The 26,970-nt window shown below is 65.0% G+C and carries 25 protein-coding genes; 12 read left to right on the top strand and 13 right to left on the bottom strand.

Annotation, left to right across the window (positions count from 1 at the left end):
* Positions 1–91: 91 nt before the first annotated feature.
* Complete coding sequence (locus AB0J47_RS28465; protein WP_364352494.1) at positions 92–946, bottom strand: class I SAM-dependent methyltransferase; 855 nt, start codon at positions 944–946, stop codon at positions 92–94.
* A 291-nt stretch (positions 947–1,237) separates the two neighbouring features.
* Between AB0J47_RS28465 and rpsA the strand changes: the two genes are divergently transcribed.
* The 3 genes from rpsA (at position 1,238) to AB0J47_RS28450 (ending at position 4,794) form a co-directional block, all read left to right on the top strand.
* Positions 1,238–2,707 (top strand): 30S ribosomal protein S1, encoded by a 1,470-nt coding sequence (rpsA, locus tag AB0J47_RS28460; protein WP_327097191.1) that lies wholly within the window; start codon positions 1,238–1,240, stop codon positions 2,705–2,707.
* Between the two features lie 344 nt (positions 2,708–3,051).
* Positions 3,052–4,596 carry an alkaline phosphatase family protein gene (locus AB0J47_RS28455; protein ID WP_364352490.1) on the top strand — a complete coding sequence of 515 codons (1,545 nt, stop codon included), beginning with the start codon at positions 3,052–3,054 and terminating at the stop codon, positions 4,594–4,596.
* A gap of 21 nt (positions 4,597–4,617) precedes the next feature.
* Entirely contained in the window at positions 4,618–4,794 is a 177-nt protein-coding gene (locus tag AB0J47_RS28450) for a helix-turn-helix domain-containing protein (RefSeq protein ID WP_364352487.1), read from the top strand.
* A 103-nt stretch (positions 4,795–4,897) separates the two neighbouring features.
* On the opposite strand, the gene AB0J47_RS28445 is transcribed toward AB0J47_RS28450, so the two are convergent.
* The 4 genes from AB0J47_RS28445 to AB0J47_RS28430 form a co-directional block, all read right to left on the bottom strand.
* Positions 4,898–5,242 (bottom strand): MMPL family transporter, encoded by a 345-nt coding sequence (locus tag AB0J47_RS28445; RefSeq protein ID WP_364352484.1) that lies wholly within the window; start codon positions 5,240–5,242, stop codon positions 4,898–4,900.
* 298 nt (positions 5,243–5,540) lie between these two features.
* Positions 5,541–6,167 (bottom strand): MMPL family transporter, encoded by a 627-nt coding sequence (locus AB0J47_RS28440; RefSeq protein WP_364352481.1) that lies wholly within the window; start codon positions 6,165–6,167, stop codon positions 5,541–5,543.
* Positions 6,164–6,472: an MMPL family transporter gene (locus AB0J47_RS28435; protein WP_364352478.1), complete on the bottom strand. Its 309-nt coding sequence runs from the start codon at positions 6,470–6,472 to the stop codon at positions 6,164–6,166. The genes AB0J47_RS28440 and AB0J47_RS28435 overlap by 4 nt, the downstream gene beginning before the upstream one ends.
* A 30-nt stretch (positions 6,473–6,502) precedes the next feature.
* Positions 6,503–6,715 (bottom strand): hypothetical protein, encoded by a 213-nt coding sequence (locus tag AB0J47_RS28430; RefSeq protein ID WP_364352530.1) that lies wholly within the window; start codon positions 6,713–6,715, stop codon positions 6,503–6,505.
* A gap of 257 nt (positions 6,716–6,972) precedes the next feature.
* Between AB0J47_RS28430 and coaE the strand changes: the two genes are divergently transcribed.
* Positions 6,973–8,184: a dephospho-CoA kinase gene (gene coaE, locus AB0J47_RS28425; protein WP_364352475.1), complete on the top strand. Its 1,212-nt coding sequence runs from the start codon at positions 6,973–6,975 to the stop codon at positions 8,182–8,184.
* A 102-nt stretch (positions 8,185–8,286) separates the two neighbouring features.
* Here the strand turns inward: coaE and AB0J47_RS28420 are convergent, their stop codons facing one another.
* Positions 8,287–8,811 carry a DUF402 domain-containing protein gene (locus AB0J47_RS28420; RefSeq protein WP_364352472.1) on the bottom strand — a complete coding sequence of 175 codons (525 nt, stop codon included), beginning with the start codon at positions 8,809–8,811 and terminating at the stop codon, positions 8,287–8,289.
* A gap of 74 nt (positions 8,812–8,885) precedes the next feature.
* Positions 8,886–9,527, bottom strand: a complete 642-nt coding sequence (locus AB0J47_RS28415; protein ID WP_364352469.1) for a hypothetical protein — start codon at positions 9,525–9,527, stop codon at positions 8,886–8,888.
* A gap of 432 nt (positions 9,528–9,959) precedes the next feature.
* Here AB0J47_RS28415 and uvrB point away from each other — a divergent pair, with 432 nt between their 5' ends.
* A complete protein-coding gene (gene uvrB, locus AB0J47_RS28410; protein WP_364352466.1) occupies positions 9,960–12,143 on the top strand; it encodes an excinuclease ABC subunit UvrB in 2,184 nt (727 codons plus the stop codon).
* Positions 12,144–12,181: 38 nt separating this feature from the next.
* Here the strand turns inward: uvrB and AB0J47_RS28405 are convergent, their stop codons facing one another.
* A complete protein-coding gene (locus AB0J47_RS28405) occupies positions 12,182–12,661 on the bottom strand; it encodes a VOC family protein (RefSeq protein ID WP_364352463.1) in 480 nt (159 codons plus the stop codon).
* Between the two features lie 53 nt (positions 12,662–12,714).
* Here AB0J47_RS28405 and AB0J47_RS28400 point away from each other — a divergent pair, with 53 nt between their 5' ends.
* The 3 genes from AB0J47_RS28400 to AB0J47_RS28390 all read left to right on the top strand — a co-directional run bounded on the left by AB0J47_RS28400 (position 12,715) and on the right by AB0J47_RS28390 (position 15,092).
* The gene (locus AB0J47_RS28400; protein ID WP_364352460.1) at positions 12,715–13,596 is read left to right on the top strand and encodes an AraC family transcriptional regulator; all 882 of its coding nucleotides are present in this window, start codon (positions 12,715–12,717) and stop codon (positions 13,594–13,596) included.
* A gap of 78 nt (positions 13,597–13,674) precedes the next feature.
* On the top strand, positions 13,675–14,091 hold the full coding sequence (locus tag AB0J47_RS28395) for a DoxX family protein (protein ID WP_364352457.1): 417 nt from the start codon (positions 13,675–13,677) through the stop codon (positions 14,089–14,091).
* 548 nt (positions 14,092–14,639) lie between these two features.
* Positions 14,640–15,092, top strand: coding sequence for a universal stress protein (locus AB0J47_RS28390; protein WP_364352454.1), 453 nt, complete (start codon positions 14,640–14,642; stop codon positions 15,090–15,092).
* A gap of 60 nt (positions 15,093–15,152) precedes the next feature.
* Here AB0J47_RS28390 and AB0J47_RS28385 read toward each other — a convergent pair whose 3' ends face one another.
* The 3 genes from AB0J47_RS28385 to AB0J47_RS28375 all read right to left on the bottom strand — a co-directional run bounded on the left by AB0J47_RS28385 (position 15,153) and on the right by AB0J47_RS28375 (position 19,311).
* The gene (locus tag AB0J47_RS28385; RefSeq protein WP_364352524.1) at positions 15,153–17,492 is read right to left on the bottom strand and encodes an ATP-binding domain-containing protein; all 2,340 of its coding nucleotides are present in this window, start codon (positions 17,490–17,492) and stop codon (positions 15,153–15,155) included.
* Between the two features lie 126 nt (positions 17,493–17,618).
* Positions 17,619–17,957 (bottom strand): antibiotic biosynthesis monooxygenase, encoded by a 339-nt coding sequence (locus tag AB0J47_RS28380; RefSeq protein WP_364352451.1) that lies wholly within the window; start codon positions 17,955–17,957, stop codon positions 17,619–17,621.
* A 10-nt stretch (positions 17,958–17,967) separates the two neighbouring features.
* Entirely contained in the window at positions 17,968–19,311 is a 1,344-nt protein-coding gene (locus AB0J47_RS28375; protein WP_364352448.1) for a diguanylate cyclase, read from the bottom strand.
* Positions 19,312–19,526: 215 nt separating this feature from the next.
* On the opposite strand from AB0J47_RS28375, the gene AB0J47_RS28370 reads away from it, so the two are divergent.
* Positions 19,527–20,717, top strand: coding sequence for a beta-ketoacyl synthase N-terminal-like domain-containing protein (locus AB0J47_RS28370; protein WP_364352445.1), 1,191 nt, complete (start codon positions 19,527–19,529; stop codon positions 20,715–20,717).
* 6 nt (positions 20,718–20,723) lie between these two features.
* Here the strand turns inward: AB0J47_RS28370 and AB0J47_RS28365 are convergent, their stop codons facing one another.
* Complete coding sequence (locus AB0J47_RS28365; RefSeq protein WP_364352442.1) at positions 20,724–22,463, bottom strand: GAF domain-containing sensor histidine kinase; 1,740 nt, start codon at positions 22,461–22,463, stop codon at positions 20,724–20,726.
* A gap of 138 nt (positions 22,464–22,601) precedes the next feature.
* Between AB0J47_RS28365 and AB0J47_RS28360 the strand changes: the two genes are divergently transcribed.
* Positions 22,602–23,390, top strand: a complete 789-nt coding sequence (locus AB0J47_RS28360) for a sigma 54 modulation/S30EA ribosomal C-terminal domain-containing protein (RefSeq protein WP_364352439.1) — start codon at positions 22,602–22,604, stop codon at positions 23,388–23,390.
* Here the strand turns inward: AB0J47_RS28360 and AB0J47_RS28355 are convergent.
* Complete coding sequence (locus AB0J47_RS28355; RefSeq protein ID WP_364352436.1) at positions 23,387–24,019, bottom strand: response regulator transcription factor; 633 nt, start codon at positions 24,017–24,019, stop codon at positions 23,387–23,389. The genes AB0J47_RS28360 and AB0J47_RS28355 overlap by 4 nt on opposite strands.
* A 605-nt stretch (positions 24,020–24,624) precedes the next feature.
* Here AB0J47_RS28355 and AB0J47_RS28350 point away from each other — a divergent pair.
* Both AB0J47_RS28350 and AB0J47_RS28345 read left to right on the top strand, forming a co-directional pair.
* Positions 24,625–24,801, top strand: a complete 177-nt coding sequence (locus AB0J47_RS28350; RefSeq protein ID WP_364352433.1) for a hypothetical protein — start codon at positions 24,625–24,627, stop codon at positions 24,799–24,801.
* A complete protein-coding gene (locus AB0J47_RS28345; RefSeq protein ID WP_364352430.1) occupies positions 24,798–26,894 on the top strand; it encodes a glycogen debranching N-terminal domain-containing protein in 2,097 nt (698 codons plus the stop codon). Before AB0J47_RS28350 ends, AB0J47_RS28345 begins: the two co-directional genes overlap by 4 nt.
* Positions 26,895–26,970 lie beyond the last annotated feature (76 nt).

The following is a 26,970-nucleotide window of genomic DNA, read 5'->3' as shown; positions in this document are numbered from 1 at the left end:
GATACGACAAACTCGCCGTCCGCTTCCTGGCTACCGTCCACATCGCCGCCATCGACCTGTGGCTACGGTGACCCGACTTTCGAAACACGACCTAGGTGTCGGCCGGTTTGTGGGTGACGAAGATGGCGGTGCCGGGGAACAACTCACCCCGCAGCGGGCTCCACTGACCCCACTCCCGCTCCAGCCACTCCGGCCAGTCCGGTTCGATGATGTCGTCGAGCAGCAGCCCGGCGGCGACGATCTCACGCACCCGATCGCCGATGGTGCGGTGATGTTCGACGTAGGTCGGCGTGCCCGCACTGTCGACTTCTACATACGGCGTGCGGTCGAAGTAGGGGATCGAGGCGGTCAGGCCGGCGGGTCCGGGGTCGTCCGGAAATATCCAGCGCATCGGATGGTTCACCGAGAACACCCAGCGACCGCCCCGCCGCAACACCCGCGCAACCTCGCGCATCACCTGTTCGGAGTCTGCGACGAACGGGACCGCGCCGAAGGACGAACACGCCAGATCGAAGGATTCGTCGGCGAACGGCAGTGCCTCCGCCCCCGCCTGCACCAACGGCACCTTCGGCCCGCCGCCCGCCATTGCCGCGAGTCCGCGCGTGAGCATTCCCATGGACAGATCGAGTCCTACCGGCTGCGCGCCCTGTCCGGCCAACCAGCGCGAACACGGTGCGGATCCGCATCCGATCTCCAGGATCCGCTTACCCGCGAGCTCGCCGAGGAAATGCATATCGCCCTCGTGCAAGCCCTCTGGGCACCAGATGAACTCGCCCTCGGGGGAGTCGACGCCGAGAAAGTCGGCGTGGGTTTCGTGATACTGGTCGGCATCGGCGTCCCACCAGCGCCGACTGGCCTGCTGGCTGGCGGCCGAACCGATTCTGGTCCGCGCGGTCGCGGTGGTCCCGAGCAGTGCGTTTGCCTGCGTATGGCGATCTTCCGACACGCCGTCAGACTATCTCGGCGTGGCGTCGGGACCGGTTTGCCCGGCCGGACCAAGGTCGCGTACGCTGAACGCGCGAGTGTCTATGGGTACTGCCGTACCGGTGTCATTGCAGTAACAATCTGCGGGGGCAACTGTACAGAAGTAACGCCAACACCCGTGCTGAGTTTCACAAGCGTTCGCGTGCGGTACGTTCATTATGTCCGTCACGTCGCGTCATCGCGGTGAGATCGCAGCGTACCGAAAGTTCCAATGTCCGCAACCGACCACAATCCGTCCGGAGCAAACCGACATATGCCCACCACCGTCACCTCGCCGCAGGTAGCCGTCAACGACATCGGCTCCGCCGAGGACTTCCTCGCCGCCATCGACGCCACGATCAAGTACTTCAACGACGGCGATATCGTCGAAGGAACCATCGTCAAGGTCGATCGCGACGAGGTCCTGCTCGACATCGGTTACAAGACCGAAGGCGTCATCCCCTCTCGCGAACTCTCCATCAAGCACGATGTCGACCCCAACGAGGTCGTTTCCGTGGGTGATGAGGTCGAGGCTCTTGTTCTCACCAAGGAGGACAAGGAAGGCCGCCTGATCCTGTCGAAGAAGCGGGCGCAGTATGAGCGGGCGTGGGGCACCATCGAGGAGCTCAAGGAGAAGGACGAGGCCGTCAAGGGCACCGTCATCGAGGTCGTCAAGGGCGGTCTGATCCTCGACATCGGTCTGCGCGGCTTCCTCCCGGCCTCCCTGGTCGAGATGCGCCGGGTCCGCGACCTGCAGCCGTACGTCGGCAAGGAGATCGAGGCCAAGATCATCGAGCTGGACAAGAACCGCAACAATGTGGTCCTGTCCCGCCGCGCCTGGCTCGAGCAGACCCAGTCCGAGGTCCGCAGCGAGTTCCTGCACCAGCTGCAGAAGGGCCAGGTCCGCAAGGGTGTGGTCTCCTCGATCGTCAACTTCGGCGCGTTCGTCGATCTCGGCGGCGTCGATGGTCTGGTGCACGTCTCCGAGCTGTCCTGGAAGCACATCGACCACCCGTCCGAGGTTGTCGAGGTCGGCAACGAGGTCACCGTCGAGGTCCTCGACGTCGATCTGGACCGCGAGCGGGTTTCGCTGTCGCTCAAGGCGACCCAGGAAGACCCGTGGCGTCAGTTCGCCCGCACCCACGCGATCGGTCAGATCGTGCCGGGCAAGGTCACCAAGCTGGTTCCGTTCGGTGCGTTTGTGCGCGTCGAAGAGGGCATCGAGGGCCTGGTGCACATCTCCGAGCTGGCCGAGCGCCACGTGGAGGTCCCGGACCAGGTTGTCGCGGTCGGCGACGACGCGATGGTCAAGGTCATCGACATCGACCTGGAGCGTCGCCGGATCTCGCTGTCGCTGAAGCAGGCGAACGAGGACTACCACGCCGAGTTCGACCCGTCGAAGTACGGCATGGCCGACAGCTACGACGACCAGGGCAACTACATCTTCCCCGAGGGCTTCGATCCCGACACCAACGAGTGGCTCGAGGGCTTCGACAAGCAGCGCGAAGAGTGGGAAGGCCGCTACGCCGAGGCGGAGCGTCGCCACAAGATGCACACCGCGCAGATGGAGAAGATGGCGGCCGACGCCGCGGCCGAGGCCGCAAACGGTGGCGGCGCGTCGGGCAACTACTCCTCTGAGAGCGGTTCGCAGGCGTCCTCCGGCCAGGCCGAGTCCTCCGGCGGTTCGCTCGCCAGCGACGCCCAGCTCGCGGCCCTGCGTGAGAAGCTCTCCGGCAACGCCTGATTCGTAGAGCAGTAGCGAAGGCCCCGGTCCGATTGGACCGGGGCCTTCGTGTTGCGGCAATCGGTAGTGTGCCCGGACATGGGGAGCAATCCGGGCAAGACCAGATTGCTCGCTGACCGGTGTGCTCGAAACATGGTCTGCGGCACGGCCGGTGGGCGAGCGTACGGCCGAGGTCGACGAGAAGGACTGCGCGGCACCGGTGAACCGCCGATAGCGATCAGTCGGACAATTGACCAATTTCATCGGAATGTCTGCACGCCTTAGCGATAGGGTGCAGGCGAGTCGGTAGCGCGTTGGCAAGATCGAGCCCGACGAATCAGCCCGGACGAGAGAGAACACCACGCATGTGCGCAGCGAGTCCGTTCAGCGGTCTCAACCGTAGACAGTTCCTGGCGAAGGCCGCCGCGGCCGGAGCGGTGGGCGCACTCGCGTCCTGGGCCGATCCGATCATCGAACGTGCCTACGCCGCCGATCCGGCCGGGACCGGCGGCCTCGGCGATATCGAGCATTTCGTGCTGCTCATGCAGGAGAACCGTTCCTTCGACCACTATTTCGGCACCATGGCCGGCGTGCGCGGTTTCGGTGAGGCATCCAAGTCCTGGCAGCAGTACGGTTGGACGCCCGGTATCGGTCCGACCCCGGACGGCTTCGTGAACCCGTTCCGTCTCGACACCACCCGTGGCGCGACACTCGACGGTGAATGCATCAACGATCCGGATCACAGCTGGGGCGGTATGCATCGGGCCTGGAACGGCGGCGCCAACGATCAGTGGATGCCGATGTCCATTGCCAGTGTCGGCCCGGCCAACGCGCCCGCGGCCATGGGTTACTACCTGCGCGAGGACATTCCGATCCACCATGAACTCGCCGATGCGTTCACCATCTGCGACAACTACCACTGTTCGGTCCTGGGCCCGACCGATCCGAACCGGCTGTACTGGATCAGCGCCACCATCGACCCGGATGGCGTGGCGGGTGGACCGCTGCTGGAGACACCCACATTGATCCCGCAGCACGTCTACAGCTGGCGCACCTACCCGGAGAACCTCTCCGAAGCGGGCGTCAGCTGGAAGATCTACAACAACCGCGATGCGGGCCCGCTGTCCTCGGTGATCCTGGACGGCATGCTCGGCTGTTTCACCCAATCTACTGATCCGAATTCCGAATTGGCCCGGCGCGGCCTTGCGCCGGTGTACCCCAACGACTTTCAAGCCGATGTCGCCAACGACACGTTGCCCGCTGTGTCCTGGGTGATTCCGTCGTTGATCAACTGTGAACATCCCGCGCTGCCTGCGGCCTTCGGCGCGTATGGCATCGTGCAACTGCTCGATATCCTCACCTCCAATCCGAAGGTGTGGGAGAAAACCGCGCTGATCATCAGCTACGACGAGAACGGCGGCTTCTTCGACCACGTCACCCCGCCGACCGCGCCCGCGGGCACGCCGGGCGAATTCGTCACAGTGCCGTTGGATCGGGTGAAGGCTTCGAAAGGTATCGCGGGTCCGATCGGTTTGGGGTATCGCGTTCCCGGCCTGGTGATTTCGCCGTACAGCCGCGGCGGGCTGGTCGCATCGGAGACCTTCGATCACACCTCCCAGCTCCGACTGCTCGAGACCCGCTTCGGCGTCGAGGTGCCGAATCTGACGCGGTGGCGGCGCAGCGTCACCGGCGATATGACCTCGGCCTTCGATTTCGGTTCGACCCCGGATACGGCGAAGCCGGTGCTGAGCGATCCGAAGCCGAAGATGGATGCCGCGATCGCCCAGTGCGGTCCGAATATCGCACTGGGGAGCACGACTTCGGGTGTCCCGTATCCGGTGCCGCCCAACCAGATGCCGACCCAGCAATCTGGTTCGCGACGCCGTCCGAGCGGAATCGTGCGAGGTTAGGCTGCGGGTATTCTCGCCCTGATGTCCGAGTCGGCCGTCGAGTTCACCGGGACCGCCTGGGAACGCCGGAAGATCGAGGTGATGAGCCGCATCCAGCGCGTCGCGCTGGATCTGTTCTACGGGCACGGGTATCGCAATGTGACGGTGGAGCGGGTCGCGGTGGCGGCCGGGGTATCGCCGAGTTCGGTCTACCGGTAGTTCGGCACCAAGGAGATGCTCGTCCTCTACGACGAGGCCGATCCAAGGGTGCTGGATGTGCTGCGCACGGCCGGTGGCGGCGATACCGTCGACCCGCCTGCGGTCAGGAAGCTCGCGAAAACCGCGACCATGCTGGCGGCCGCCGCGGTGATCGGCCGGGCGGTCCGTTGCAGTCCATCCGAACCGCGGCGGCATTGTCACCGGTCTCGTCCCAGCATTCCTTCATCCGCCGGATCAGGAATACCTCGTAATCCATTGATAGACAGAACAATACGGCGAATACCAGTATCAGTAGATACATCTCCAGGAATCCGGTGCTGCGGAAGCCGAGCGCGGATTCTCTTACATCGTGTTGGAATACCGCGACCGTCCGGCCCAGTGCGGCCCCGGTAGTCAGCAGGTTGAGCAGAATTGCCATGAGCGCGAGCACAATACGGCGGAATGCCACAATCGGGAATGTCAGCGATACGGTCAAACAAGCGTGATCACCCAGGGAAAGCAGGCGGTAATCCGGTGCGGCACATCAGCGAACGTCGCTGACCGCCGATGCGAACTTCTACATTGTCGAGAGCCGCTGCACGAGAACGGATATCGGAGACCAAGTCGGTGGCGGTCGTCGAATCGAAGGTGACCTTGTGTACCACGATTGCCAGTACCCGGCCATCCGCCTGCTGCGGCAGCACCGTGGCAATGCGCGGTCGCGGGTCAGTTCGGCGATGAATCGAATAGCTTCGGAACGGGTTTCGTCACCAAGCGGGCCCGCTGTCCGGACCTGCTGCCACCACCTCGATCGGTGCGAGCAGCCCGGGACCGAAACTGTCCTCGATGAGTTCGGTCGCCCGGCCGGTCGGTCGATCCGTCGGTGCGGTGAGGCCCATATCGACGCCGTAGCGTATGCCGGTGATCGGGGTCGCCGAGGCCAGTAAGCCGACCCCGATCGCGCCGAACAGCGCGGGCCGTCCCATAACGGTATGCCTCCACCGTGCCCATACGCTCGATGCCGTCGCGGACCGGACTGCCGCGGGCCTGAGCAGGTGCGGCAGTGCGCCGAGATTCACCGCCGGACCCAGCGTCGCCAGCAGTGCGGACAATAGCGTGAGGCCCGCGATCAATGTGGCGATGACGGCGACCACCACCCCGACCGCGACACCATTCAGCATCGGCAGCCCGACCGCTGCCAGCGCGCACAGCGAGATCATCACGATGAATCCCGAGGCCAGAATGATGCGGCCGGTCGTATCGATCGCGCTGCCGATAGCCGCGGCAATGGCCTCGGCGGATCGCCGATCGCGCACGCCGCGCCGGGGCAGCTCCCCGTTGAATCGGCTCACGATGAACATCGCGTAGTCGATCGCGGTGCCGGTAGCGATCATGGTGGCAACCGAGAGCACCAGCGGATCGAAGGGCAGAAAGGTGTCAGGCCGAAGAGCGCGCCGACGGCGACTGCGATGCCCGCCGCCGTGACGGTAATGGGCAGCGTGGCCGCGACCACCGCGCCGAGGGCGAGCACCGCAGTCGCCATGGGTAGGCCGATGGCCTCGGCACGTTGCATATCGGCGGTCTCGATTTCGATGAGATCGGTCTGTGCGGGCGCGAACCTGGTGACCATGACCTCGATGCCGGAATGTAGGTGATGACGGCAGCACGAAGTGACCCAGTCCCGATTGGGCTGGGTCACCGGAGGTTTATGACCAGATGGGCGGCAGAGTCAGCTGGCGGCCGCAGGCACCCAGTACGCGGTCGCGGCGGCGGAGCGTTTTCGCATGGCCGCGAAGCTGTGCCGAGCGGGGCTGATCAAAGCGGTGAACCACGAGCGGCGGTGCTCGGCGAGCGCTGCCGCGACGGCGGGATGCTTGATGCAGTGCATGCCCCCCGCCCTGCCCAGGCGGTGGCGACCCACCTGGTTGATTTTGGTGCCCAATGATGTTCCTTTGCTTGCTGGTATTGGCCTGGATCGCCACGGCGAAGATTAGTCGAACGAAAGTGTTCGGCACAGTATTTTGCACGAGTAATTGCCTCGGCGTGTCGGAAAGTTGTGGTCCGGCGCGGAGAATCGACCGGAAATGTTGCGAGATGGTCTCGGCCCAGTCACGGATCGGGCAAATGGTGTTTCAGATGGTGGAATGTGCGCGTAGGGGGTTGCGTTCGGCGCGACATCGAGGATGCGAGACTGGTCGAATGTTACGGATCGGCCTCACCGGAGGCATGGGAGCGGGCAAGTCGACGGTGGCGCGGATTCTCGCCGATCTCGGCGCGGTGATCGTCGATTCCGATGTGATCGCCAGAGAGGTCGTCGAGCCGGGTACCGAAGGCCTGACGGCGTTGGTGGCGGCGTTCGGTCCCGGCATCCTCGCCGCCGACGGCAGCCTCGATCGGCCGGCGCTGGCGGCCAAGGCATTCGGATCCGACGAAGCGCGTGCCACGTTGAATTCCATTGTTCATCCATTGGTCGGTAAACGAACCACGGAATTGATTTCCGCCGCGCCGTCGGATGCGATTCTCGTTCAAGACATTCCGCTCCTGGTGGAAAATGGTCTCGCGCCGCTGATGAATCTTGTATTGATCGTCGATGTGCCCGCGGAAACTCGGATACGGCGGTTGGTGCAATTCCGGGGCGTTTCCGAATCGGATGCCCGGGCACGTATTTCGGCGCAGGCCACCGATGAACAGCGCCATGCGGTCGCGGATGTGCTGTTGGACAATAGCGGTGAGTCGGGGGCCATTGATTCGGTTGTTCGGCAGTTGTGGGCGCAACGGCTGGTGCCGTTCGAGCGGAATCTGCGCACCGCGACACCGGCGCGGCGCACGGAGTTGCGCGTTGTTCCCGCGAATCCCGAGTGGGCGGCGCAGGCGCAGCGGCTAATCGCCCGGCTGTGGGTTGCGTGTGGTGCGGCGGCCTCGCGGATCGACCACATCGGCTCCACCGCGGTGCCGGGATTGCCCGCCAAGGATGTCATCGATGTGCAAATCACCGTGGCGGATCTGGCTGCCGCCGATGGGTTGCGAGATGCGTTGGGGGCGGCTGGTTTTCCGGTGCGGCCCGATATCGTTGCCGACAATCCGAAGCCGACCGCGGCGGATCCGAAGGGCAGCGATACGGCGTTGTGGGCCAAGCGGTTTCACCAGAGTGCCGACCCGGGGCGGTTGGCGAATGTGCATGTCCGGGTGGCAGGTTCGCCGGGGCAGGAATTCGCGTTGCTGTTCCGGGACTGGCTGATTGCCGAAGCAGCCGTGCGCGCGGAGTATCTGGAGGTCAAGCGCGAAGGTGAGGCCAAGGCGGCCGGGCTGACCGGCGAGGCGGCAACGCTGGCGTATCTGGATGTGAAGGAACCGTGGTTCGACGCTGCCTGCCCGCGGGCCGCGGCCTGGCGCGACAGCGTCGAACGCTGAACTGTACGCGGGCTATCGGATGTTCAGAGCAGTGCGGCGAGCCGATCGTTGGCCGCACCGAGCGGTGCCGCCAACGGGACCATCGCCAGCTCGGCGGTGGTACTACATCCAGGTCAGGGTGATATCCAAGGTGGCGAGCCAGCGGTCCAGCGAGTAGCCGTTGGCGGCGATGCCGTCGATGGCAATGGACGCGTGTTCGATGGCGGCCTGGGCCTCGGCGAGGGTGATCAAACCGGCGGTGTGCGCGGCGAGCAGTTCGTCCACGTCGAGCAGTTCCGTCTCGCGTCCCGAGCGCACCACGATATCGAGGTAGTGGTCCACCGACTTCCACTTCTTCGGCTCGACCTGGGTGAATTCGCCGAGGTCGAGGTAATAGTCCTCATCGCGTCGATGTGCGGGGTGAAAGTGGAAGATCGTCACCCGAATGGAAAGCCCGGGCAGCAGCCACGACTCGATGTAGTGGAACTGCGGATGGTCCGAGGTGCGCGCCATGTACAGGCCCCACGGCTCGGTCCGGTAGCGCTCGACCGGCCGGACGAAGCCCTTCGGGTCCGTGTTCGTCAGGTCCGCGAGGTTGAAGTACTCGACCTTGGGCCTGTGCACGTCCACTGATGGTGCCTGTGTCATGCAAACAGAATCTACCGCCGTCGCCGCGCCGTCGAGTGGTAGGCGAAGGTTGGGCAGACTCTGCCTGGATCGGGCTACATCCAGGTCAGTGTGATCTCCTTGGTGGCCAGCCAGGGCTCGACCTCGTGCCCGTGCGCGGCCAAGCCCTCCATGGCCTTGGTCGCCCGGTCGAGCGCGTGATGCGCATGCGTCGTATCGATCAGACCGGCCGAATGGGCGGCCAGCAGATCGTCCACGCCGCGCAGTGCGGCCGCGCGGGAGTGGCGTACCGCGATCTCGAGGTACTGGTCCATGGACTTCCAGCGCTTGGGTTCGATCCGGGTGTACTCGCCGATATGCAGGCAATAGTCCAGGTCGCGGTGGTGTCCGGTCTGGTAGTGCACGATTGTCACGCGCAACCAGAGTTCGGGCAGCAGCCAGGTCTCCATGTATTGGATCCGGGGACCGCCGACGGTGCGTGCCACGTACAGACCCCACGGCTCGATGTGCACGCGGTCGAGCGGGCGCACGAAACCCTTGGGATCGGTCATGGTCAGCTCGGCGATATTGAAATGTTCGATCTTCGGTCTTAGCTGGGTAGTGGTCATCGGTGATCCCGGTGCGGCGGTGGTGGTTGGCTGATTGACGGGCGGAAGCCCGCGAAAGTCACGTGCGACGTAACCGGCGATTCCGGTCACAGCGGGCGCGGCGGCAAGCAATGGAATCAGAGCGCTCATAGCCTCATCCTCAGGTCCGACAACCAAATTAGGTTACACCCGGTAGAGGCTGTCTGCCGTTGTCATCGGTGGGACGAATCTCGTTGCAGCAACGGACATTTCGGACAGGTAACAGATCGTGCATCAGTGTTGGTTCCGGACAGTGCGCTAGATCGCGGAACGGCTGTCCGATCGTGATGAACCGGCCCGGCGCGGGGGCGGATTCATCGGCTGGGTTCGTGGTGGCTCGGCCGGCTTTGCCGCGACTCATCACGCCGAACGATCAACCACGCGTCGCGGTGTCCTGGCCGAAAGCCGAGTGGGCTGGTCGGCGAGGTGGTCGGTTGCAATGACCGTCCGGATACTGCGCTCCGGTGGTGGTCAGGCTTGGTACGGCTGGGCGGATCCGGCGGGGCCGCGAATCTGTCGGTGGCTGGGCTTAGGCTGGTCACCATGGCATTCGCAACCGAAATCCCGGCGGAAGGCTACGAGGACCGGGGCACCCCGCTGGCACATTCGGAGTTCCGGCCGGTCGGGGAGATCGAGCGGGCCGGTGGGCAGTTCCAGGTCGTCAGCGAACACCAGCCGGCCGGCGATCAGCCCGCGGCCATCGCCGAACTGGAGCGCCGCGTCAAGGCGGGCGAGCGTGACGTTGTGCTGCTCGGTGCGACCGGCACCGGTAAATCGGCCACCACCGCGTGGCTGATCGAGCGGCTGCAGCGGCCGACGCTGGTGATGGCGCCGAATAAGACACTCGCCGCTCAGCTGGCCAATGAGCTGCGAGAGATGTTGCCCAACAATGCCGTCGAGTACTTCGTCTCGTACTACGACTACTACCAACCCGAGGCCTATATCGCGCAGACCGATACCTATATCGAGAAGGACAGCTCGATCAACGACGATGTCGAGCGGTTGCGGCATTCGGCCACCTCGAGTCTGCTCTCACGGCGCGATGTGGTGGTGGTCGCGTCGGTGTCGTGCATCTATGGTCTCGGTACGCCGCAGTCGTATCTGGATCGGTCGGTGCAGCTGGATGTCGGCACCGAAATAGATCGCGACGCACTCCTGCGGCTGCTGGTCGACGTGCAGTACACCCGCAATGACATGTCCTTCACCCGCGGTTCGTTCCGGGTGCGCGGTGACACCGTCGAGATCATCCCGTCCTACGAGGAACTCGCGGTGCGCATCGAATTCTTCGGCGATGAGATCGAGGCGCTGTACTACCTGCATCCGCTCACCGGCGATGTGGTGCGGCAGGTCGATACTGTCCGGATCTTCCCGGCCACGCACTATGTCGCCGGGCCGGAGCGGATGGAGCGCGCGGTCCGCGAGATCGAAGCCGAACTCGAGCAGCGGCTGGCCGAACTGGAGCGCCAGGGCAAGCTATTGGAAGCCCAGCGGCTGCGGATGCGCACGCAGTACGACTTGGAGATGATCCGGCAGGTCGGGTTCTGTTCGGGTATCGAGAACTACTCGCGCCATATCGATGGGCGTCCGGCGGGTTCCGCACCCGCCACGTTGCTGGATTACTTCCCGGAGGATTTCCTGCTCGTCATCGACGAGTCGCACAACACCGTCCCGCAGATCGGCGGCATGTACGAGGGCGATATGTCGCGCAAGCGGAACCTGGTCGAGTACGGGTTCCGGTTGCCGTCGGCCATCGACAACCGACCACTCACCTGGGAGGAGTTCGCCGATCGAATCGGGCAGACGGTGTATCTCTCGGCCACCCCGGGACCGTACGAACTCGGTCAGGCGGGCGGCGAGGTCGTCGAGCAGGTCATCCGGCCGACCGGGCTGGTCGACCCGAAGGTCGTGGTCAAGCCGACCAAGGGGCAGATCGACGATCTGATTCATGAAATCCGACAGCGCACCGAGCGCGACGAACGGGTGCTGGTCACCACGCTCACGAAGAAGATGTCCGAGGATCTGACCGACTACCTGCTCGGACTCGGCGTCCGGGTGCGATATCTGCACTCGGAAATCGATACGCTGCGCCGGGTCGAGCTGCTGCGGCAGTTGCGGCTCGGTGAGTACGACGTTCTTGTCGGCATCAACTTGCTCCGCGAGGGCCTCGACCTGCCCGAGGTATCGCTGGTCGCGATCCTGGACGCGGATAAGGAGGGCTTTCTGCGCAGCACGACCGCACTCATCCAGACCATCGGCCGTGCCGCCCGCAACGTGTCCGGTGAGGTGCACATGTATGCCGATAAGGTCACCGCGTCGATGCAGTTCGCCATCGACGAGACCGAACGCCGCCGGGCCAAGCAGGTCGCCTACAACGAGTCGATGGGCCTCGACCCACAGCCGCTGCGCAAGAAGATCGCCGACATCCTGGATCAGGTGTATCAGGAGGCCGACGACAGCGAGGTGGCCGTCGGCGGCTCCGGCCGCAATGCCAGCCGTGGCCGGCGTGCCCAGGGCGAGCCGGGGCGGGCGGTCAGCGCAGGTGTGTACGAGGGCCGCGACGTCAAGTCCATGCCGCGGGCGGAGTTGGCCGATCTGGTCAAGGAACTCACCGCGCAGATGATGAATGCGGCCCGCGAGCTGCAATTCGAATTGGCCGGTCGGCTGCGGGACGAAATCGCGGATCTGAAGAAGGAACTGCGCGGAATGGATGCCGCGGGGTTGAGTTGAGCGGCGGCGTCTTTCGACGCCGCCGGGCTCGGCATGGCTCAGCTCTGGGTGGCCAGCCATTCGTTGACGCGGCGCTCGGCCTCTTCGCGCGAAACATCCTCGACCTTGGTCAGCACCGCCCAGCGGTGGCCGAAGGGGTCGAGGACAACGCCGAAACGGTCACCGGTGACGAAGGTCTGTGGCTCCTCCGCACTGCGGGCGCCGTTCTCGATGGCCCGCTTGATGACCGCATCGACATCGGGGCAGTAGTGCACGATCGAGGTGTGCACCCATTCGCCATTGGGAGCCAGGACGTTGTTGTCCGGAATGGGCATGCCCAGTTGCAGGGTCGAGTCGCCGATCTTCAGTTCGGCGTGTGCGGGCTGGCCGTCGGGGAGATCGTTGCGGCTGATCACCTCCGCCTCGAAGACGTTGGTATAGAACTCGATTGCCTTGTTGCCGTCGGGGACGGCCAGGAAGCAGGTGATGGAGTGGTAGCCGTCGGCGATGGGGTTCACGGTATTCGCTGTTTCGCTCATGCCGATAAGCCTCGTCGAGGGCGGCGAAATGGTCTTGTAAGAAAGCGACAGCCGTGACCACAGCATCCGACGGGCCGGTTCCGGTGCCCACGCCCGATAACGTGAAGGGCATTCTGCATCCTGACGAGCAGGCCAGACATCGCTCGCTGGCGCGGCTGTCGGCCGGACCGGAGGTCGGAGGGTTCGTCGAGTGGTATTGGTCGGTGCGCTGGGATCTGACCGGTCGGCCGCCGTACTACGCCGAAGTGCTGCCGTTCCCGTGCGTGAACGTCACCTTCGAACGCAGTGAAACTCGCACCGGCGGTTTCGTCAACGGCGTCTGCACGACGAAGTTCGTCCGGGAGCTCAGCGGGGTCGGCGAAACCTTCGGCGCGCGCTTTCGCGCCGGCGGATTCGGTGCGTTCACCGGATTGGATGTCGGCGCATTCCGGGACACCGCCGTGCCGCTGACGGACGCGCTGCCCGAGGCCGCCGGTCTGGCCGAACGCGTATTGGCCGAATCCTCGGATATCAAGCGCCGCAGCATAATCGAGGATTTTCTGATCGGCCGAAAGTTCGCGGCGGATCCCAACTATCGATTGGTGCTGCGCATCGTCGCCGCCATGGAACACGACCTGGAACTTACCCGGGTCGATCAGGTCACCGATCGGTTCGATATCCCTATCCGCACATTGCAGCGGATGTTCCGGCGCTATGTCGGTGCCGGACCGAAATGGGTGTTGCGCCGATACCGGCTCCAGGACGGCGCCGATCTACTCGCACGCGGACGCATCGAAGATCTGGCCGCACTGGCCACCGAGTTGGGTTATTTCGATCAAGCACATTTCTCGCGTGAGTTCACCGCGGAAGTCGGAATGGCTCCGCTGGAGTACGCCAAGAATTCGCTACGCTCCCGTAACGAGGTGACTTCGAAGGTCGTTCCGACGAGAATGTAGTTTGCAGGACCGCTCGCTTCGTCCCATTCGAGCACGAATCGGAATCGGCCCTTCACATCGGCGAGTGAGGAGTTGGTGATGGATATCTTGGTGTTGATAGGGCGAGTGCTTTTCGTGGTGTTGTTCTTCAGTTCCGCGTTCGGGCATTTCACGCAGACCGACGCGATGACCGAATATGCGCAGAGTCGTGGCCTGCCGCAGCCGAGGGTCGCGGTGCTGGCCGCTGGGGTCGTGCTCGCGGTCGGAGGCCTCAGCGTATTGCTCGGCGTATGGGCCGACCTCGGGGCACTGTTGCTGGTGGTCATGCTGGTGCCAACGGCATTCCTGATGCACCAGTTCTGGAAGGAGACCGATCCACAGGCCAAGCAGGGCGAGATGATCCATTTCAACAAGGATCTCGCACTCGCCGGCGCCTCGCTCATGTTGTTCGCCTTCTTCGCACATGTCGACGAACTCGGATTGACCATCACCGGACCGCTTTTCACCGGCCTGTAGACGCGACCGGAATTGTGCCGCAGCTGTCGATATTGTGAGCCGTATAGGCGCGGCCGACTTTTGGCGTCGACGGAGCGCCAGAGGGCAACTGCGGAACCGGGCGGATGGCGTCGGCCCGGCCGGGAACGTTCTTACCGGTCGCGGTCGAGCCGACGTTGCCGTCGTATAGCGGCCGAGGTCGGGTAAATGTGATGAATATCCCAGGGGGGCAAGAACGTTCGGACCGGTTGTGATGGGTCACAAGTCGTGGACCTGGAAATTAGATCCGCCCAGGTCGCAAAGGTCTCGGGGCATTCGTCGGATGAACCCGAGTCGGTAAAGCCGGAACTCCCGCAGTGTGATGTGTTGCGATTTCTGCTATTTCCGGCCGATTTGCCGCTATGGTCGACCCCAGTCGCCGCGCGGGTGCCACGACTCCACGTGGCACCGGCGCAGGCACCCGACACCACATAGTTGGAGGAGAAAGCCGTGAGGGAGCGAAGCGAGCGAACCATGGGCGCAGCGCCACGGACGGTCATGCCGGAGCCGAGTGCTAGCGAGGTGGAGGCATGAGCGCCTACCGGACAATTGTCGTCGGTACCGATGGCTCGGACTCGTCGTACGTCGCCGTTGAGAAGGCCGCCTCGCTGGCCGCGGCCGCGGGTGCGACCCTGGTCGTGGCCTGCGCGTACTACCCGACCGACGATCGCGATGTGGCCGCCGCCGCCGATGTGCTCAAGGACGAGGCCTACCAGGTGCGCGGCTCCGCGCCCACCAACGAGATCCTGCGCACCGCCCGCGACCGCGCGACCGCGGAGGGCGCCAAGGAGATTGTCGAGCGTGGGATCGTGGGCGAGCCTGTCGAATCGCTGCTCGCGCTTGTCAAGGAGGTCGAGGCCGATCTGCTGGTCGTCGGTAACCGCGGCCTGAACACCCTGGCCGGCCGGTTGCTGGGTTCGGTGCCCTCGGATGTGGCGCGCAAATCCCGCTCGGATGTGCTGATCGTGCACACCGTCAGGTAAGCAGCAGAGCCGAAACGACAGCCGCACATTCCTCGGAATGTGCGGCTGTCGTCGCTCTCGTCAATCCAGCGCGCTGAGCACCGATGGCAGGTCGCCGGTGTGCACAACACCGAGCCGCTGCGTCGCTCGGGTCAATGCCACATACAGGTCGTTCATCCCACGCGGCGATTCGTCGAGGATGACCCGGGGTTCCACAAGATAGACCGCGTCGAATTCCAGGCCCTTGACCTCCTGCACCGTCAGCACCCGGACGGATTCCCCCGCCAACTCGGCGAAGTCCGCGACCATCTCATGCGGTGTGATGACGGCCGTGGTACCCGGGCCGGTCTCCGCGGCTACCAATTCTGTTACCGCACTGCGCAATTCGCTCGCATCTACAGCATGGGCGCGCGGGGGCACACCTGTCTCCCGCACCGACCGCGGCACCGCCGCGTCCGGATCGATCTCGGCGAGCACATCGGCCGCGACCGCCATGATCTCCGCCGGGGTCCGGTAGTTCACGGTCAACTCGGTGAGCTTCCATCGTTGTGCCACATAGGGTTCCAGCATCTGCTGCCAGGACGACGCGCCTGCCGGATCGCCGGTCTGCGCGACATCGCCGACCACCGTGACCCATCGGTTCGGTATGCGGCGCATCACCATTCGCCAGGCCATCTCCGAAAGTTCTTGCGCCTCATCGACGATCACATGGCCGTAGGTCCAATTGCGGTCGCCCGCCGCGCGTTCCGCGGTGGTCTGCCGGTTGCGCACATCCTGACGTTCGGCCAGCTGGCTGGCGTCGATCAGGTCGTAGGCCATCAGGATCTCCGGATCGAGGTCGTCCTCGAGATCCTGTGGCGCCGAACCGGTCAGGATGTCGAGTGCGTCCTGTGCCTCGGCCAATTGCGCCCGCCAGCGGCGGCGGGCGCGTTCGCGTTCCTCGGTGTCGTCGATGCCGAGCAGTTCGGCGAGTTCGTCGAGCAGCGGTGCGTCCGCTGCGCTGAATTCGCCGTTGTCCGAGCGCGCCAGTTCGGCTCGGTCGGCCGGATCCAAACTGCTCGCGGCGCGGTCGAGTCGCTTCGGATCGGCAAGCAGGTCCGCCAGCACTTCCTGCGGCGACAGGATCGGCCAAAGCTTGCCGATGGCCGCCTGGATCTCCGGATCGGCGCGCATTTCATCCCGGATCTCGGCGAGATCGGTTCGGCTGAGCAGACTTTCCTTACCCGCCCCGTCGGCTGCGCCTCCTGCCATCCCCCGGTGGCCGCCGGACAGATCCGCGCCCATGGTCTGGGCGAGTTGTTCGGTGAGTGCGTCGATGACCAAAGAGGCGAAGATCGGTCGAGCCAGATTGTGTGGGCGCCGCGAGGAGCGGGCCCGGCCGCGCGCCCTGGTGGCGATCTTGCGGTCGAGTGTGACGGGGTAGCCATCGAAGGCCAGGCGGATCGGCGCGGCGGGCACCTCTTGACGGTCGCGCACCGCCTGCTTGAGCACCTCCAACATGGCCAGCGAGCCCTTGACCTCACCGGCGCGCAGCGAATCCTCGCGGGTGGCCTTCACTCCCGGATACAGATCCCCGATGGTGGACAGCAGCACGCCGGTCTCACCGAGCGATGGCAGCACCTGGCCGATGTAATCGAGGAAGGTGGCGTTCGGGCCGATGATCAGCACACCGCTCTTGGCCAACTGCTGACGATAGGTATAGAGGAGGTAGGCCGCGCGGTGCAATGCGACGGCGGTCTTGCCGGTTCCCGGACCACCCTGGACCACCAGCACGCTCTTGTGCTCGGAGCGAATGATCGCGTCCTGCTCGCTCTGGATGGTCTCGACGATGTCGTTCATATGGCCGGTGCGCGCGGCGTTGAGCGCCGAGAGCAATGCGCTCTCGCTGCCGACTCCGCCGTCGTCATCGGTCACGCCCGCGGTCCGGGCCGCGTCGAGGTCCAGGTATTCGTCGTTGATGGCCGTGACCCGCCGATTGCGGGACCGGATATGTCGGCGCCGGATCACCCCGTCCGGTGTGGCGGTCGTCGCGAGATAGAACGGACGGGCCAGCGGCGCGCGCCAATCCAGTAGCAGCGTCTCGTAGTCGTCCTTCTCGTCGAGGATGCCGAGCCTGCCGATATAGCGGTATTCGCCTTCCTGGCCGCTAGCGACTGCTTGCAGGTCGCTCGAAATGGCACTGCCGTCGAGGTCGATGCGGCCGAAACACAGGCCGTGTTCGGCGGCATCATATTTGGCCAGATCCTCGGAGTAGAGCTGACTGAAGGATTCGCGTTCGGTGCGGGCCTGCGGGGTGCCACCGGTTTCCAGCAGCACGGTGCGCAGCCGTTTCGTGGCGTATTCGCGCATATCGTCGAGTCGTTCATAGAGCACGGACAGGTAGGCCTGCTCCTGGTCGATCTCGCGGTTCCGCTCGGGGATGCCGTCGTGCGCGGCACGATCCTGAGTGAGGCGGTCGGGCAAACTGAACTCCTTGTCACCGCGATGAGCCGGTGCACACGCAGGTCACGGTGCACACGAACGCCATTGAAAACAGAGTTTTCGAGTCTACTGCTCGTTCGGCGGGCTCGCTGTAACCGCAGGTAGCGGGTCCGTGGCCAGGACCGGCGTGAAATGTTGGACGATGGGGAACGGTTCGTAGAAGTGGTGCAGTAGTCGCTTCCAGCGTTGATAACCGGCGGACCCGCGGAAGCCATCGACATGGTCGCTCAGCTGTTCCCATCCCACCAGCAGCAAATATGTGTCGGGCGCCTCGACGCATCGTGACACCGATAGCGACCGGAAGCCCGGCATACTCTCGATGATCGGCCTGGCCTCGGCGAATGCGGCTTCGAAGGCCGCCGCTTCGGCGGGGCGGACGGGCAACAGCGCGTGTTCGATGATCATCGGAAAACCCTTAGGAAGCGTGCGTGTTATTCGGTCTGCGGCCCAGGCTGGTGGCTTCCCGGTGACCGGTCGGTTTGGCACGGTACATCGCCAGATCGGCGTCGTGCAGCACCGCCTCGGGTGTGCGGTTGTCGCCCGCTGCGAGTTCGGTCACGCCGATCGAGGCGTTCACTTCGATCCGGTGCCCGCGCGCGATGATCGGCTCGGCCGTGGTCGAGCGCAGCCGCAGTACCAGCGAGTCGAGATCCACGCGCCGGGGCCGCCCGGCCAGCAGCACCAGGAATTCGTCGCCGCCGAGCCGACCGACCAGATCGGTGCCGCGCAGTGCGCGCTGCAACCGCTGGGCCACGATCTGCAGCACGGTATCGCCGATCGCATGGCCGAGGGTGTCGTTGATCGCTTTGAAGCCGTCCAGGTCGATGAACAGCACGGTGGACACCGGCAGATCTTCGCTGGCGGCCAGCGCATTGGCGAGCTGGGACAGGATCAGCGAGCGATTGGGCAGTCCGGTCAGCGAGTCGTGGGTGGCCTGGAACTCCAATTGCCTTCGACTGGCGCGGAATTCGGTGATATCGGCGAAGGAGGACACCGCGGGTGAATCCGGATCGCCCGGATTGAGCAGCCGCGAACTGCCGGAGAGCCAGCGGCGCTGGCCGTCGTGACGGTCGACGCCGAAGATGTATCCGGTGATCGTTTCGCCGGTCGCCAGGGTCCGCGCGACCGGATGCCGACTCGGCGGTAGCGGCTGCGCATTGGCGTCGAGCAGGATGAGCGGCAGTTCGTCGATGGTGGCGCCGATGAGATCACCGGTGCGTTCGTCGGTGCCGAAGATCCGCACGGCCGCGGGATTGGCCGATTCGATGCGGCCGTTCCGGTCGATCACCACCACGCCCTCCTCCAACTGCGAGACGACCGTGGTGAAATGCTGTTCGGCCCGGCGCTGCGCGGCCTCGGCGGTGCGTTGGGCGGTGAGATCGTGGATGACCACCTGATAGGCGAGATGGTCGTGCCATGCGGTGAGCACCGAAACAGTCTCGACCGGGACGATCTCGCCGTCGACCCGGATCAGCTCCATCTCGGTGGGAGCCGACGCCGCGCCCGCAGTGGTCAGCTGGCTGATGCGGTCCACCATGCCGGGCACCGAGTCGGGATGGACGAATCGGGTCAGGGGCTGGCCGATCACGTGATCGGTACTTTCGGCGGCCAGCATGCGCGCGGTGGCTTGATTGGCGTAGACGACGGTGCCACGCTCATGCACGACGATCCCGTCCGGGGTGTGCTCGACCAGGGACCGGTAGCGCTGAGCCAGTTGCTCGGCGTCGACCCCGGCGTCGACTGCCTTGTCCTGATCCACTCGAACCCCCGATCGTCGACCCACTCATGGCCATTGGAACATGGGATTATTCTGGTCTCGACGTGTACAAGATCACATCGTCGACGCTATTGCTTCGCTCACAGTCCGGGCACTCCATCGGCCGCTATCTGGTGATCTTTACAGAACCCGGACCTGTGAACATTTCTCGAGCCGAACCTCGCTTCGGCCCCGGGAACCGGTGAAGGAGCGATGCCATGTCGGGTACCAACCCGGACAATGAAAAGCACCATCAAGATCATATGACGATCGCCGGGATAGGTGCGGTCAGCGGCTACGGCTGGGGTCGGGAGACGCTCTGGCAGGGATTGCTCAGCGGGAAATCCGCAGCCTCGCTACAACCAGGCTACGGCGTCGGCCGCGATCAGCACGCCTGGGTTTCGCTGATTCCCGATGGCGGCGATCCCATGGTGAGCACCAGCATTTACGGACGCGCCGTGCAGGAGGCGGGTCGCGAGGCGATCGCCGACGCATCCGCGCGCGGGTGGCGCCCGGGCCGAACCGTCGGCTTGCTGCACGCCATCGTGCTCGGCGACGTCGCCAATTGGCGCGACTTCTATCTGGTCGATGACGGTCACCGGCGCTCCCGCGACTACCTGCGACTATTGCCCTCCACACCGATGTCGGTGCTACAGCAGGAATTCGGCTTCCACGGTCCGTCGATGAATGTCTCGGCGGCGTGCAGTTCGGCCAATGTCGCGCTGATCACCGCCAAACTCTGGCTGGACTGCGGTATCGCCGACGACGTGATCTGTGTCGCCACCGATATGTCGGCGACCCCTGAGATGGTCGAGCACTTCGTCCGGCTCGGCGCCGCGGTCAGCGATGCCGAACCGCTGGCCGCCTGCCGCCCCTTCCAGGAGGGCAGCCGCGGCTTCAGTATGGGTGAGGCGTCGGTCGCCTTCGTCCTCACCCGCTCGGTCGAGCGGCCCTATGTCACCGTGCTCGGCGGCGGTATGACCAATGACGCCTATCACGTGGTTTCGGTCGACCCGGGGCATACCCAGATCTTCAACTGTGCGCGCCACGCGCTCATCGACGCCGCTATCGCGCCTGCGGATGTGCGGTATTTCAACGCACACGGCACCGGCACCCGGCAGTGCGATGTGGCCGAGCGAGATCTTCTTCGGCGGATGTTCGACGACCGCCCGCACGTCTATTCGGTCAAGCCGCTTGTCGGGCATTGCCAGGGCGCTGCGGCCGGTGTCGAGGTGGCCGCCGCGGCACTGGCCTACGACCGCGGCATCGTGCCCGCCGCACCGATCGTCGCACCCGCCTACGAGCGACTATTGGACGGCCCGACGCCCTTCGAGGGCGGACTCACGGTCAAGCTGTCGCTAGGCATGGGCGGCAACAATTCGATGGTCGTGCTCGGTCCCGTCGACTGAGCCCACTTACGGAAGCGGCACCGACCAGGACAACTTCGTGCCCGGCATGCCCTCGGTTTCATGCATACCCGCCACCGCGGGTCCGATGGCGAACTGCCCGTCGGACTTCTCCGCCCGCTGCTCCAGATTCCGCAATCCGCTGCGGATCACATGATTCGGGATGCCCCAACCGTCGTCGGTGACCACGATGGTCAGATCATCGGCCACACTGATCTCCACCGAGACGGTCGCCGCGCCGGAATGCCGCACCGCATTGCTCACTGCCTCGCGCACCACCGCCTCTGCGTGATCGGCCAATTCCGCCTCCAGCACCGACAGCGGCCCGGTCACCTGCACGGTGGCCCGCAGTGGCGAATCGGTGGTCTGCTGGCGCACCGCATCCTCGATTCGCTGCTGCAATTCGATACTGCCGCCATTGCCGCCGTGCAGATCGAAGATGGAGGTGCGGATTTCCTGCACCACCTCCTGCAGATCATTGATTACCGTCGAAAGGTGTTGGCGCACTTCGGGAACCTCGGCGCGCGGAACCGCGCTCTGCAAGGTGAGCCCGATGGCGAACAGCCGCTGGATCACATGGTCGTGCAGGTCGCGGGCGATGCGGTCGCGGTCGGCGAGGATATCGAGTTCGCGCATCCTGCGCTGGGTTTCGGCCAGCTGCATGGCCAGTGCGGCCTGGTCGGTGAAGGCGTTGGTCAGCTCGACGAGTTCGTCGGTATAGGGCGGTGCGCCGATGGGACGCACGGTGACCAGCGCGCCGAGGGTGGTGTCGGGTGTGCACAGCGGCAGGATCAGTGCGGGTCCGACCTCGTGCAGTGGTACGCCGAGGTCGATCAGGGCGGCGTCGTCGAAACGCAGCGGTGTGCGGCGGGTGAAGGCCTCACCGAGCGCGGTGCCGTCTGCGTCGACGATCAGTCCGTCGAATCCGCTGCCCGGACCGGACCATTGGGTAATGACGAGCTCGGAGACCGCGGCGAGTTCGAGTTGCGGTATCGAGGTGCTGGCCAGGAACGATTGATGTGAGCCGGTCAGGGTGCGCGCGTGGTCGACGACATGGGCGAGCACCAGATCGGGTTCGGTGCCCGCGAGGAATTCGGTGGCGATATCGCGGGTGGCCTCGATCCAGGCCTGTCTGGTGCGGGCCGATTCGTAGAGTCTGGCGTTGTCGACCGCGATACCGGCCGCGGCCGCCAGTGCCTGGACGAGCACATCGTCGTCCTCGGTGAACGGCTGACCATTGGCCTTCTCGGTCAGGTAGAGACTGCCGAAGATCTCGTCGCGGATGCGCACCGGGACGCCGAGGAAGGTGTGCATCTGCGGGTGGTGTTCCGGAAATCCCACGGACGCAGGGTGTTTCGAGAGTTCGTCGAGGCGCAGTGGTTTGGGTTGGGTGAACACCTCGCCGAGTACGCCGTGTCCGGCGGGCAGTCGCCCGATGCGCTCCCGGATGGTTTCGTCCATGCCCTCGTCGAGGAACTGGGTGACCTGCTGTTCGTGCCCGCGCACCGCCAGCGCGCCGTAGCGGGCGTCGACCAGGCTGGTGGCGGTATGGACAATGGCGCGCAGCGTTTCATCGAGGTCGAGGCCGGAGGTGACGGTCAGCATCGCCTCGACCAAGCCGTCCATCCGGTCGCGTGAATCGATGATCAGCTCGACGCGTTCCTCGACCTCCGACAGCAGCTCCCGGAGCCGAAGTTGCGACAGTGTGTCGCGCACCGAATAGAGGCTGTTGCCCAGCTCTTCGGTCATGACGGCATCCTGTTCTGGCAGGCGCGTAACAGCGCCTACGCCAGTCTAGTTGGTCAATCGAGGACTTTCGGCCCTGTTCGCGGTGGCGTAGCGGTGATGGCATGGTCGCACACCGGGAATAGAAAGTAGGGATGTCCTATGAATTCGCCGTTGCGTTCCTCGGAGCTGTGGGCCACTGCCGCCGACCCCGAACTGGCCGTGACCACCCGGGGTGCGGTGCCGCCCGCGGATGTGACCAGGGCGGTGCGGGGGATCGGCCGCGTATTGCGCCGACACCACCTCGACGCAGCGGCGCGGGTGCGGGTGACCGCGCCGGTGGATTCGGACGAACCCACGTTGGTACAGGCCAACATACGCGTACACGACACCCCCACCCGGGTGCAGGTCACCGGTCCACGCGGCTTCGCGGTGACCTTCGCGGTGGAACGGCTGGACCGGCAGATCGCCCGGCTGGCGACCAAACAGTCACGCGAGTGGCCCGATCCGGCGCGTCCGCCCCTGGCCAGGGTCACCGAGCCGCGCCCGATCGTGCGGAGGAAGCGCTGCGCGTTACTGACCGGTACGCCCGCCGAGGCGACGGCGGTAATGGATGCGATGGATTACGACTCCTACCTGTTCGTCGATGCCGAAACCGGTGAGGATGCTCTGGTGAGCTGGGCGGATCCGTTCGGCATCCGACTGACCAGGCAGCGCACGACACAGCCGCCGCAGGCTCCGGCGCAGCGGCCGCTGACGGTGAATTCCCTACCCCTGATCATGGATTCGGAGTCGGCGCCGACCCTGATCGAGGAGGCGGCGGTAACCCGGCTGTGCCGCAAGGGACTGCCGCTGCTGTTCTTCACCGATGCCGACAGCGGCCGTGGCCGCCTGCTGTACCGCCGCTACGATGGGGATCTCACCATCGTCGTTCCGGTTGAAATCCGCTAGCTCTGACGCAATTTGGAGGCCAGCACCGCGGCCTGGGTGCGCCGTTCCATTCCGAGTTTGGCCAGCAACCGGGAGACGTAATTCTTGACGGTCTTCTCGGCCAAAAACATTCGCGCGGCGATTTGTCGATTGGTCAATCCCTCGCCGAGCAGTGCGAGCAGTCGTCGTTCCTGCTCGGTGAGGCCGGCCAGCGGTCCGTCTTTTTCGGTGCTGGAACGTAGCCGGGCCTTGAGTGCGGCCGCCGCACGGTTATCCAGTAGCGAACGTCCGGCGCCGACCTGTTTGATCGCCTCGGCCAATTCCATGCCCTTGATGTTCTTGACGACATAGCCGCTCGCGCCCGCCAGTATCGCGTCCAACATGGCGTGTTCATCGGTGTAGGACGTCAGGATGAGGCAATGCAAATCGTCGATTTCGGCGAGCAGGTCGCGGCACAGTTCGATGCCGTTCCCGTCAGGAAGTCGGACGTCCAGTACGGCGACATCGGGCCGTAGCGCGCGAATGCCGGCCACGGCGTCGGCGACGTCGCCGGCCTGGCCGATCACGGTGAGTTCCGGATCGCTTTCCAGCAGGTCGACGAGACCGCGTCGGACTATCTCGTGGTCGTCGACGAGGAACACTGTGATCACGCGACCTCCTTTGCGGTGCAGGGGATCTCGTGCGGCCCCCGGCGTTTCGGTCCTACCCGACAAGGTAGCCCTCGGCGGGCCGCATCGGTATGTCGGAATCGAAAATTTCGAGTAATGCCGACTCGAAATTTGCCGACTAACGCTATCGAAACGCCGGGAAAAACCGACCGCCGAAGCCGTTGTGCAAAGCAGGCTGCCGGGTATGCTGAGGCCGAAGTCATTCATAGAGGTCTTTGGCAGCGTGGCCTTGGAGGGCCCCATGCATAGGTATCTCGGACAATGACATATTCGGCGAGACTCGATTTCGGTAATATTTTCGGTCCGCCGCAGAGCTGTCCCGACTGTGGATCGCATGCTATCGCGACCTTTGTCGACCACCGGGATACTCTGTTCCGTTGCCGCGAATGCGGCATGCAATGGCGTTTCGCGCACGGTCGCGCCATTCGGGAGGCCCCCGCGATCGAGTCGGAACCGGGACCCGAAGAAGAGTCGATGTGTCAATGAAGATCGGGCTGATCGTGCCGCCGTGAGTGCCCGTACCGCGCGGATCGGGGAGGCCGAGCTGATGCATGTAGCCGGTCCGGCTGGCGCGCCGAAAGCTGGTGATGATCACCAAGATCCGCGAACCGGAGCAGTGTCGCTACTACACTGAGCGGGTGCGTCCACTGATGGGACCCGACGACCCCGAACCGCGCGAGGAGCCATTGGAGCCTCGGGTAGATGCCGATGCGCTGACCGGTGAGCGGACGAGCCGGGCCATGCAGCCCACGCCGGTCGCTTGACGAGCCCTTGGGGCGAGGGCGCCGATACCGGGGCGCCACGCGCCGTCGCCGGGGTGACTTTGGTCGAGGGCTCGACCTTCTGTATCAGCGAGGACGGCGGTGTCATCAGCCCGAATCGGGCCGAGGGACTGTTCGTGCGCGATACCAGGGTGCTGTCGCGGTGGCGGCTGACCGTCGATGGGTTGGCGCCGCAACCGCTCGCCGTCCAGCACACCGAGCCCTACAGCGCGACGCTGCTGGCCAGGACGCCGCCGCGGCCCGGACGTGCCGACAGCACCGCTCTGGTGACCGTCGCGCGGTATGTCGGCGACGGAATGCGCGAGGACGTGACCGTGCGCAATCTCTCCGGTGCGGCGATCAAATGTGCGGTCGCGCTGGAGCTCGATGCCGATTTCGCCGATCTGTTCGAGGTGAAGGAGGGGCGGATCGGCGACAGCGTGGTGGTCACCAAGAGTAAGTCGACGGCGGGCACAGTCGAGATCAGCCGGACCGATCTGCCGCTGGCGGTGACGGTGACCGCCGCGGGGGCGACCGCGGTCGATCGCGAATTGCGGTGGCAGGTCGATCTGCCCGGGCGCGGCGAATGGTCGGTGTGCATCCAGTACCAGGCGACGCTCGGATCGGCGGTTACGCCGCGGCATCAGTGTGGGAATCCGATTTCGTACAGTGCGCCAGCACTGCGGATGCGCGAATGGTACGAGAATTCGCCGTCGGTGCATACCGACGATCAGACCCTCGCCGCGGTACTGCGGCGCGCCGTCGTCGATCTCGGCGCTCTGCGCATCTTCGATCCCGGTCATCCGGAGCGGGCGGTGGTCGCCGCGGGTGCGCCGTGGTTCATGGCACTGTTCGGGCGCGACTCGCTACTCACCTCATGGATGGTGTTGCCGCTGGACCGGCGGCTGGCCGTCGGCACGCTGCAGAGTCTGGCGGGTCTGCAGGGCACCGAGGTGCGTGCCGTGACCGAGGAGGAGCCGGGGAAGATACCGCATGAGGTGCGGTTCGGGCGGGCGGCGACGACGCTGCTCGGCGGGGACACCGTGTATTACGGAACCGCCGATGCCACACCGCTGTTCGTGATGTTGCTCGGCGAGTTGCACCGGTGGGGACTGGATGCCGAGACCAGGGACGAACTGCTGCCGCATGCGGATCGGGCGCTGGAGTGGATCGAGCGGTTCGGTGACGCGGACGGTGACGGATTCGTCGAGTACCAGCGCGCGGCCGATCACGGCCTGGCGAATCAGGGATGGAAGGACTCCTGGGACGGGGTGAATTTCGCCGACGGCAGGCTGCCCGAGGCGCCGATCGCGCTGGCCGAAGTGCAGGGATATGTGTACGCGGCGTATCTGGCGCGGGCCGAGCTCGCGACCGATGTGGGCGATCACCGGACCGCTGATCGGTTCCGCGTCAAGGCGGCCGCATTGAAGAACGCGTTCAACAAGGCGTTCTGGTTGCCAGAGCACGGTTGGTACGCGATCGGTCTGGATGGGGACAAGCGGCCGATCGACGCGCTGACCTCGAATATCGGGCACTGTCTGTGGACCGGGATCATCGATGCGGACAAGGCCCGCTCGGTCGCGGATCACCTACTGTCGCCGGAGATGTTCAGCGGATGGGGGATCCGCACCTTGGCCACCAACATGGGTGCGTACAACCCGGTCAGCTATCACAACGGATCGGTGTGGCCGCACGACAACGCGATCTGTGCCGCCGGACTGATGCGCTACGGCTTCACCGAACACGCCAACCAGGTTATCGATGGGGTGCTCGACGCGTCGACCCGCTTCGGCTATCGACTGCCCGAGCTGTTCAGCGGTTTCGACCGCGCGGAATTCGACGCGCCGGTGCCGTATCCGACCTCGTGCTCACCGCAGGCGTGGGCGTCGGCGGCGCCGCTGCTCTTCATGCGGAGTATGTTGCGGTTGGAGCCGGGCAGCGGGTCGGCCTCGGTCGCGCCCGCGGTGCCGGATCGGTACCTGCCGCTGCGGGTGAGCGGGGTGCGGGTGGGGTCGGATGTGCTCACCGTCACCGTGGACAATGGGGGTTGGCAGCTCAGCGGATTGGCTGGAAAGCTGCGTCGATCCGACTCCTGACCTGGGCCGATGACCGGGGAACCCGGCGCGCGACGAAACTTGTCGGTGGGTCGTCCTAGCATGGCGCTGGGGATAT

It is taken from the genome of Nocardia sp. NPDC049737 (genome assembly GCF_040674755.1).
Taxonomy (GTDB): Bacteria; Actinomycetota; Actinomycetes; order Mycobacteriales; family Mycobacteriaceae; genus Nocardia.
This window is presented reverse-complemented; position numbering and strand designations above follow the sequence as displayed.

Bases quoted from the DNA above. Each gene is read 5' to 3' on its own strand.
- rpsA (WP_327097191.1), top strand. From the start codon at position 1,238: ATGCCCACCACCGTCACCTCGCCGCAGGTAGCCGTCAACGACATCGGC.
- AB0J47_RS28455 (WP_364352490.1), top strand. From the start codon at position 3,052: ATGTGCGCAGCGAGTCCGTTCAGCGGTCTCAACCGTAGACAGTTCCTG.
- AB0J47_RS28450 (WP_364352487.1), top strand. From the start codon at position 4,618: ATGTCCGAGTCGGCCGTCGAGTTCACCGGGACCGCCTGGGAACGCCGG.
- AB0J47_RS28440 (WP_364352481.1), bottom strand. From the start codon at position 6,167: ATGATCGCTACCGGCACCGCGATCGACTACGCGATGTTCATCGTGAGC.
- coaE (WP_364352475.1), top strand. From the start codon at position 6,973: ATGTTACGGATCGGCCTCACCGGAGGCATGGGAGCGGGCAAGTCGACG.
- AB0J47_RS28420 (WP_364352472.1), bottom strand. From the start codon at position 8,811: ATGACACAGGCACCATCAGTGGACGTGCACAGGCCCAAGGTCGAGTAC.
- AB0J47_RS28415 (WP_364352469.1), bottom strand. From the start codon at position 9,527: ATGAGCGCTCTGATTCCATTGCTTGCCGCCGCGCCCGCTGTGACCGGA.
- uvrB (WP_364352466.1), top strand. From the start codon at position 9,960: ATGGCATTCGCAACCGAAATCCCGGCGGAAGGCTACGAGGACCGGGGC.
- AB0J47_RS28405 (WP_364352463.1), bottom strand. From the start codon at position 12,661: ATGAGCGAAACAGCGAATACCGTGAACCCCATCGCCGACGGCTACCAC.
- AB0J47_RS28395 (WP_364352457.1), top strand. From the start codon at position 13,675: ATGGATATCTTGGTGTTGATAGGGCGAGTGCTTTTCGTGGTGTTGTTC.
- AB0J47_RS28390 (WP_364352454.1), top strand. From the start codon at position 14,640: ATGAGCGCCTACCGGACAATTGTCGTCGGTACCGATGGCTCGGACTCG.
- AB0J47_RS28380 (WP_364352451.1), bottom strand. From the start codon at position 17,957: ATGATCATCGAACACGCGCTGTTGCCCGTCCGCCCCGCCGAAGCGGCG.
- AB0J47_RS28370 (WP_364352445.1), top strand. From the start codon at position 19,527: ATGTCGGGTACCAACCCGGACAATGAAAAGCACCATCAAGATCATATG.
- AB0J47_RS28365 (WP_364352442.1), bottom strand. From the start codon at position 22,463: ATGACCGAAGAGCTGGGCAACAGCCTCTATTCGGTGCGCGACACACTG.
- AB0J47_RS28360 (WP_364352439.1), top strand. From the start codon at position 22,602: ATGAATTCGCCGTTGCGTTCCTCGGAGCTGTGGGCCACTGCCGCCGAC.
- AB0J47_RS28350 (WP_364352433.1), top strand. From the start codon at position 24,625: ATGATCACCAAGATCCGCGAACCGGAGCAGTGTCGCTACTACACTGAG.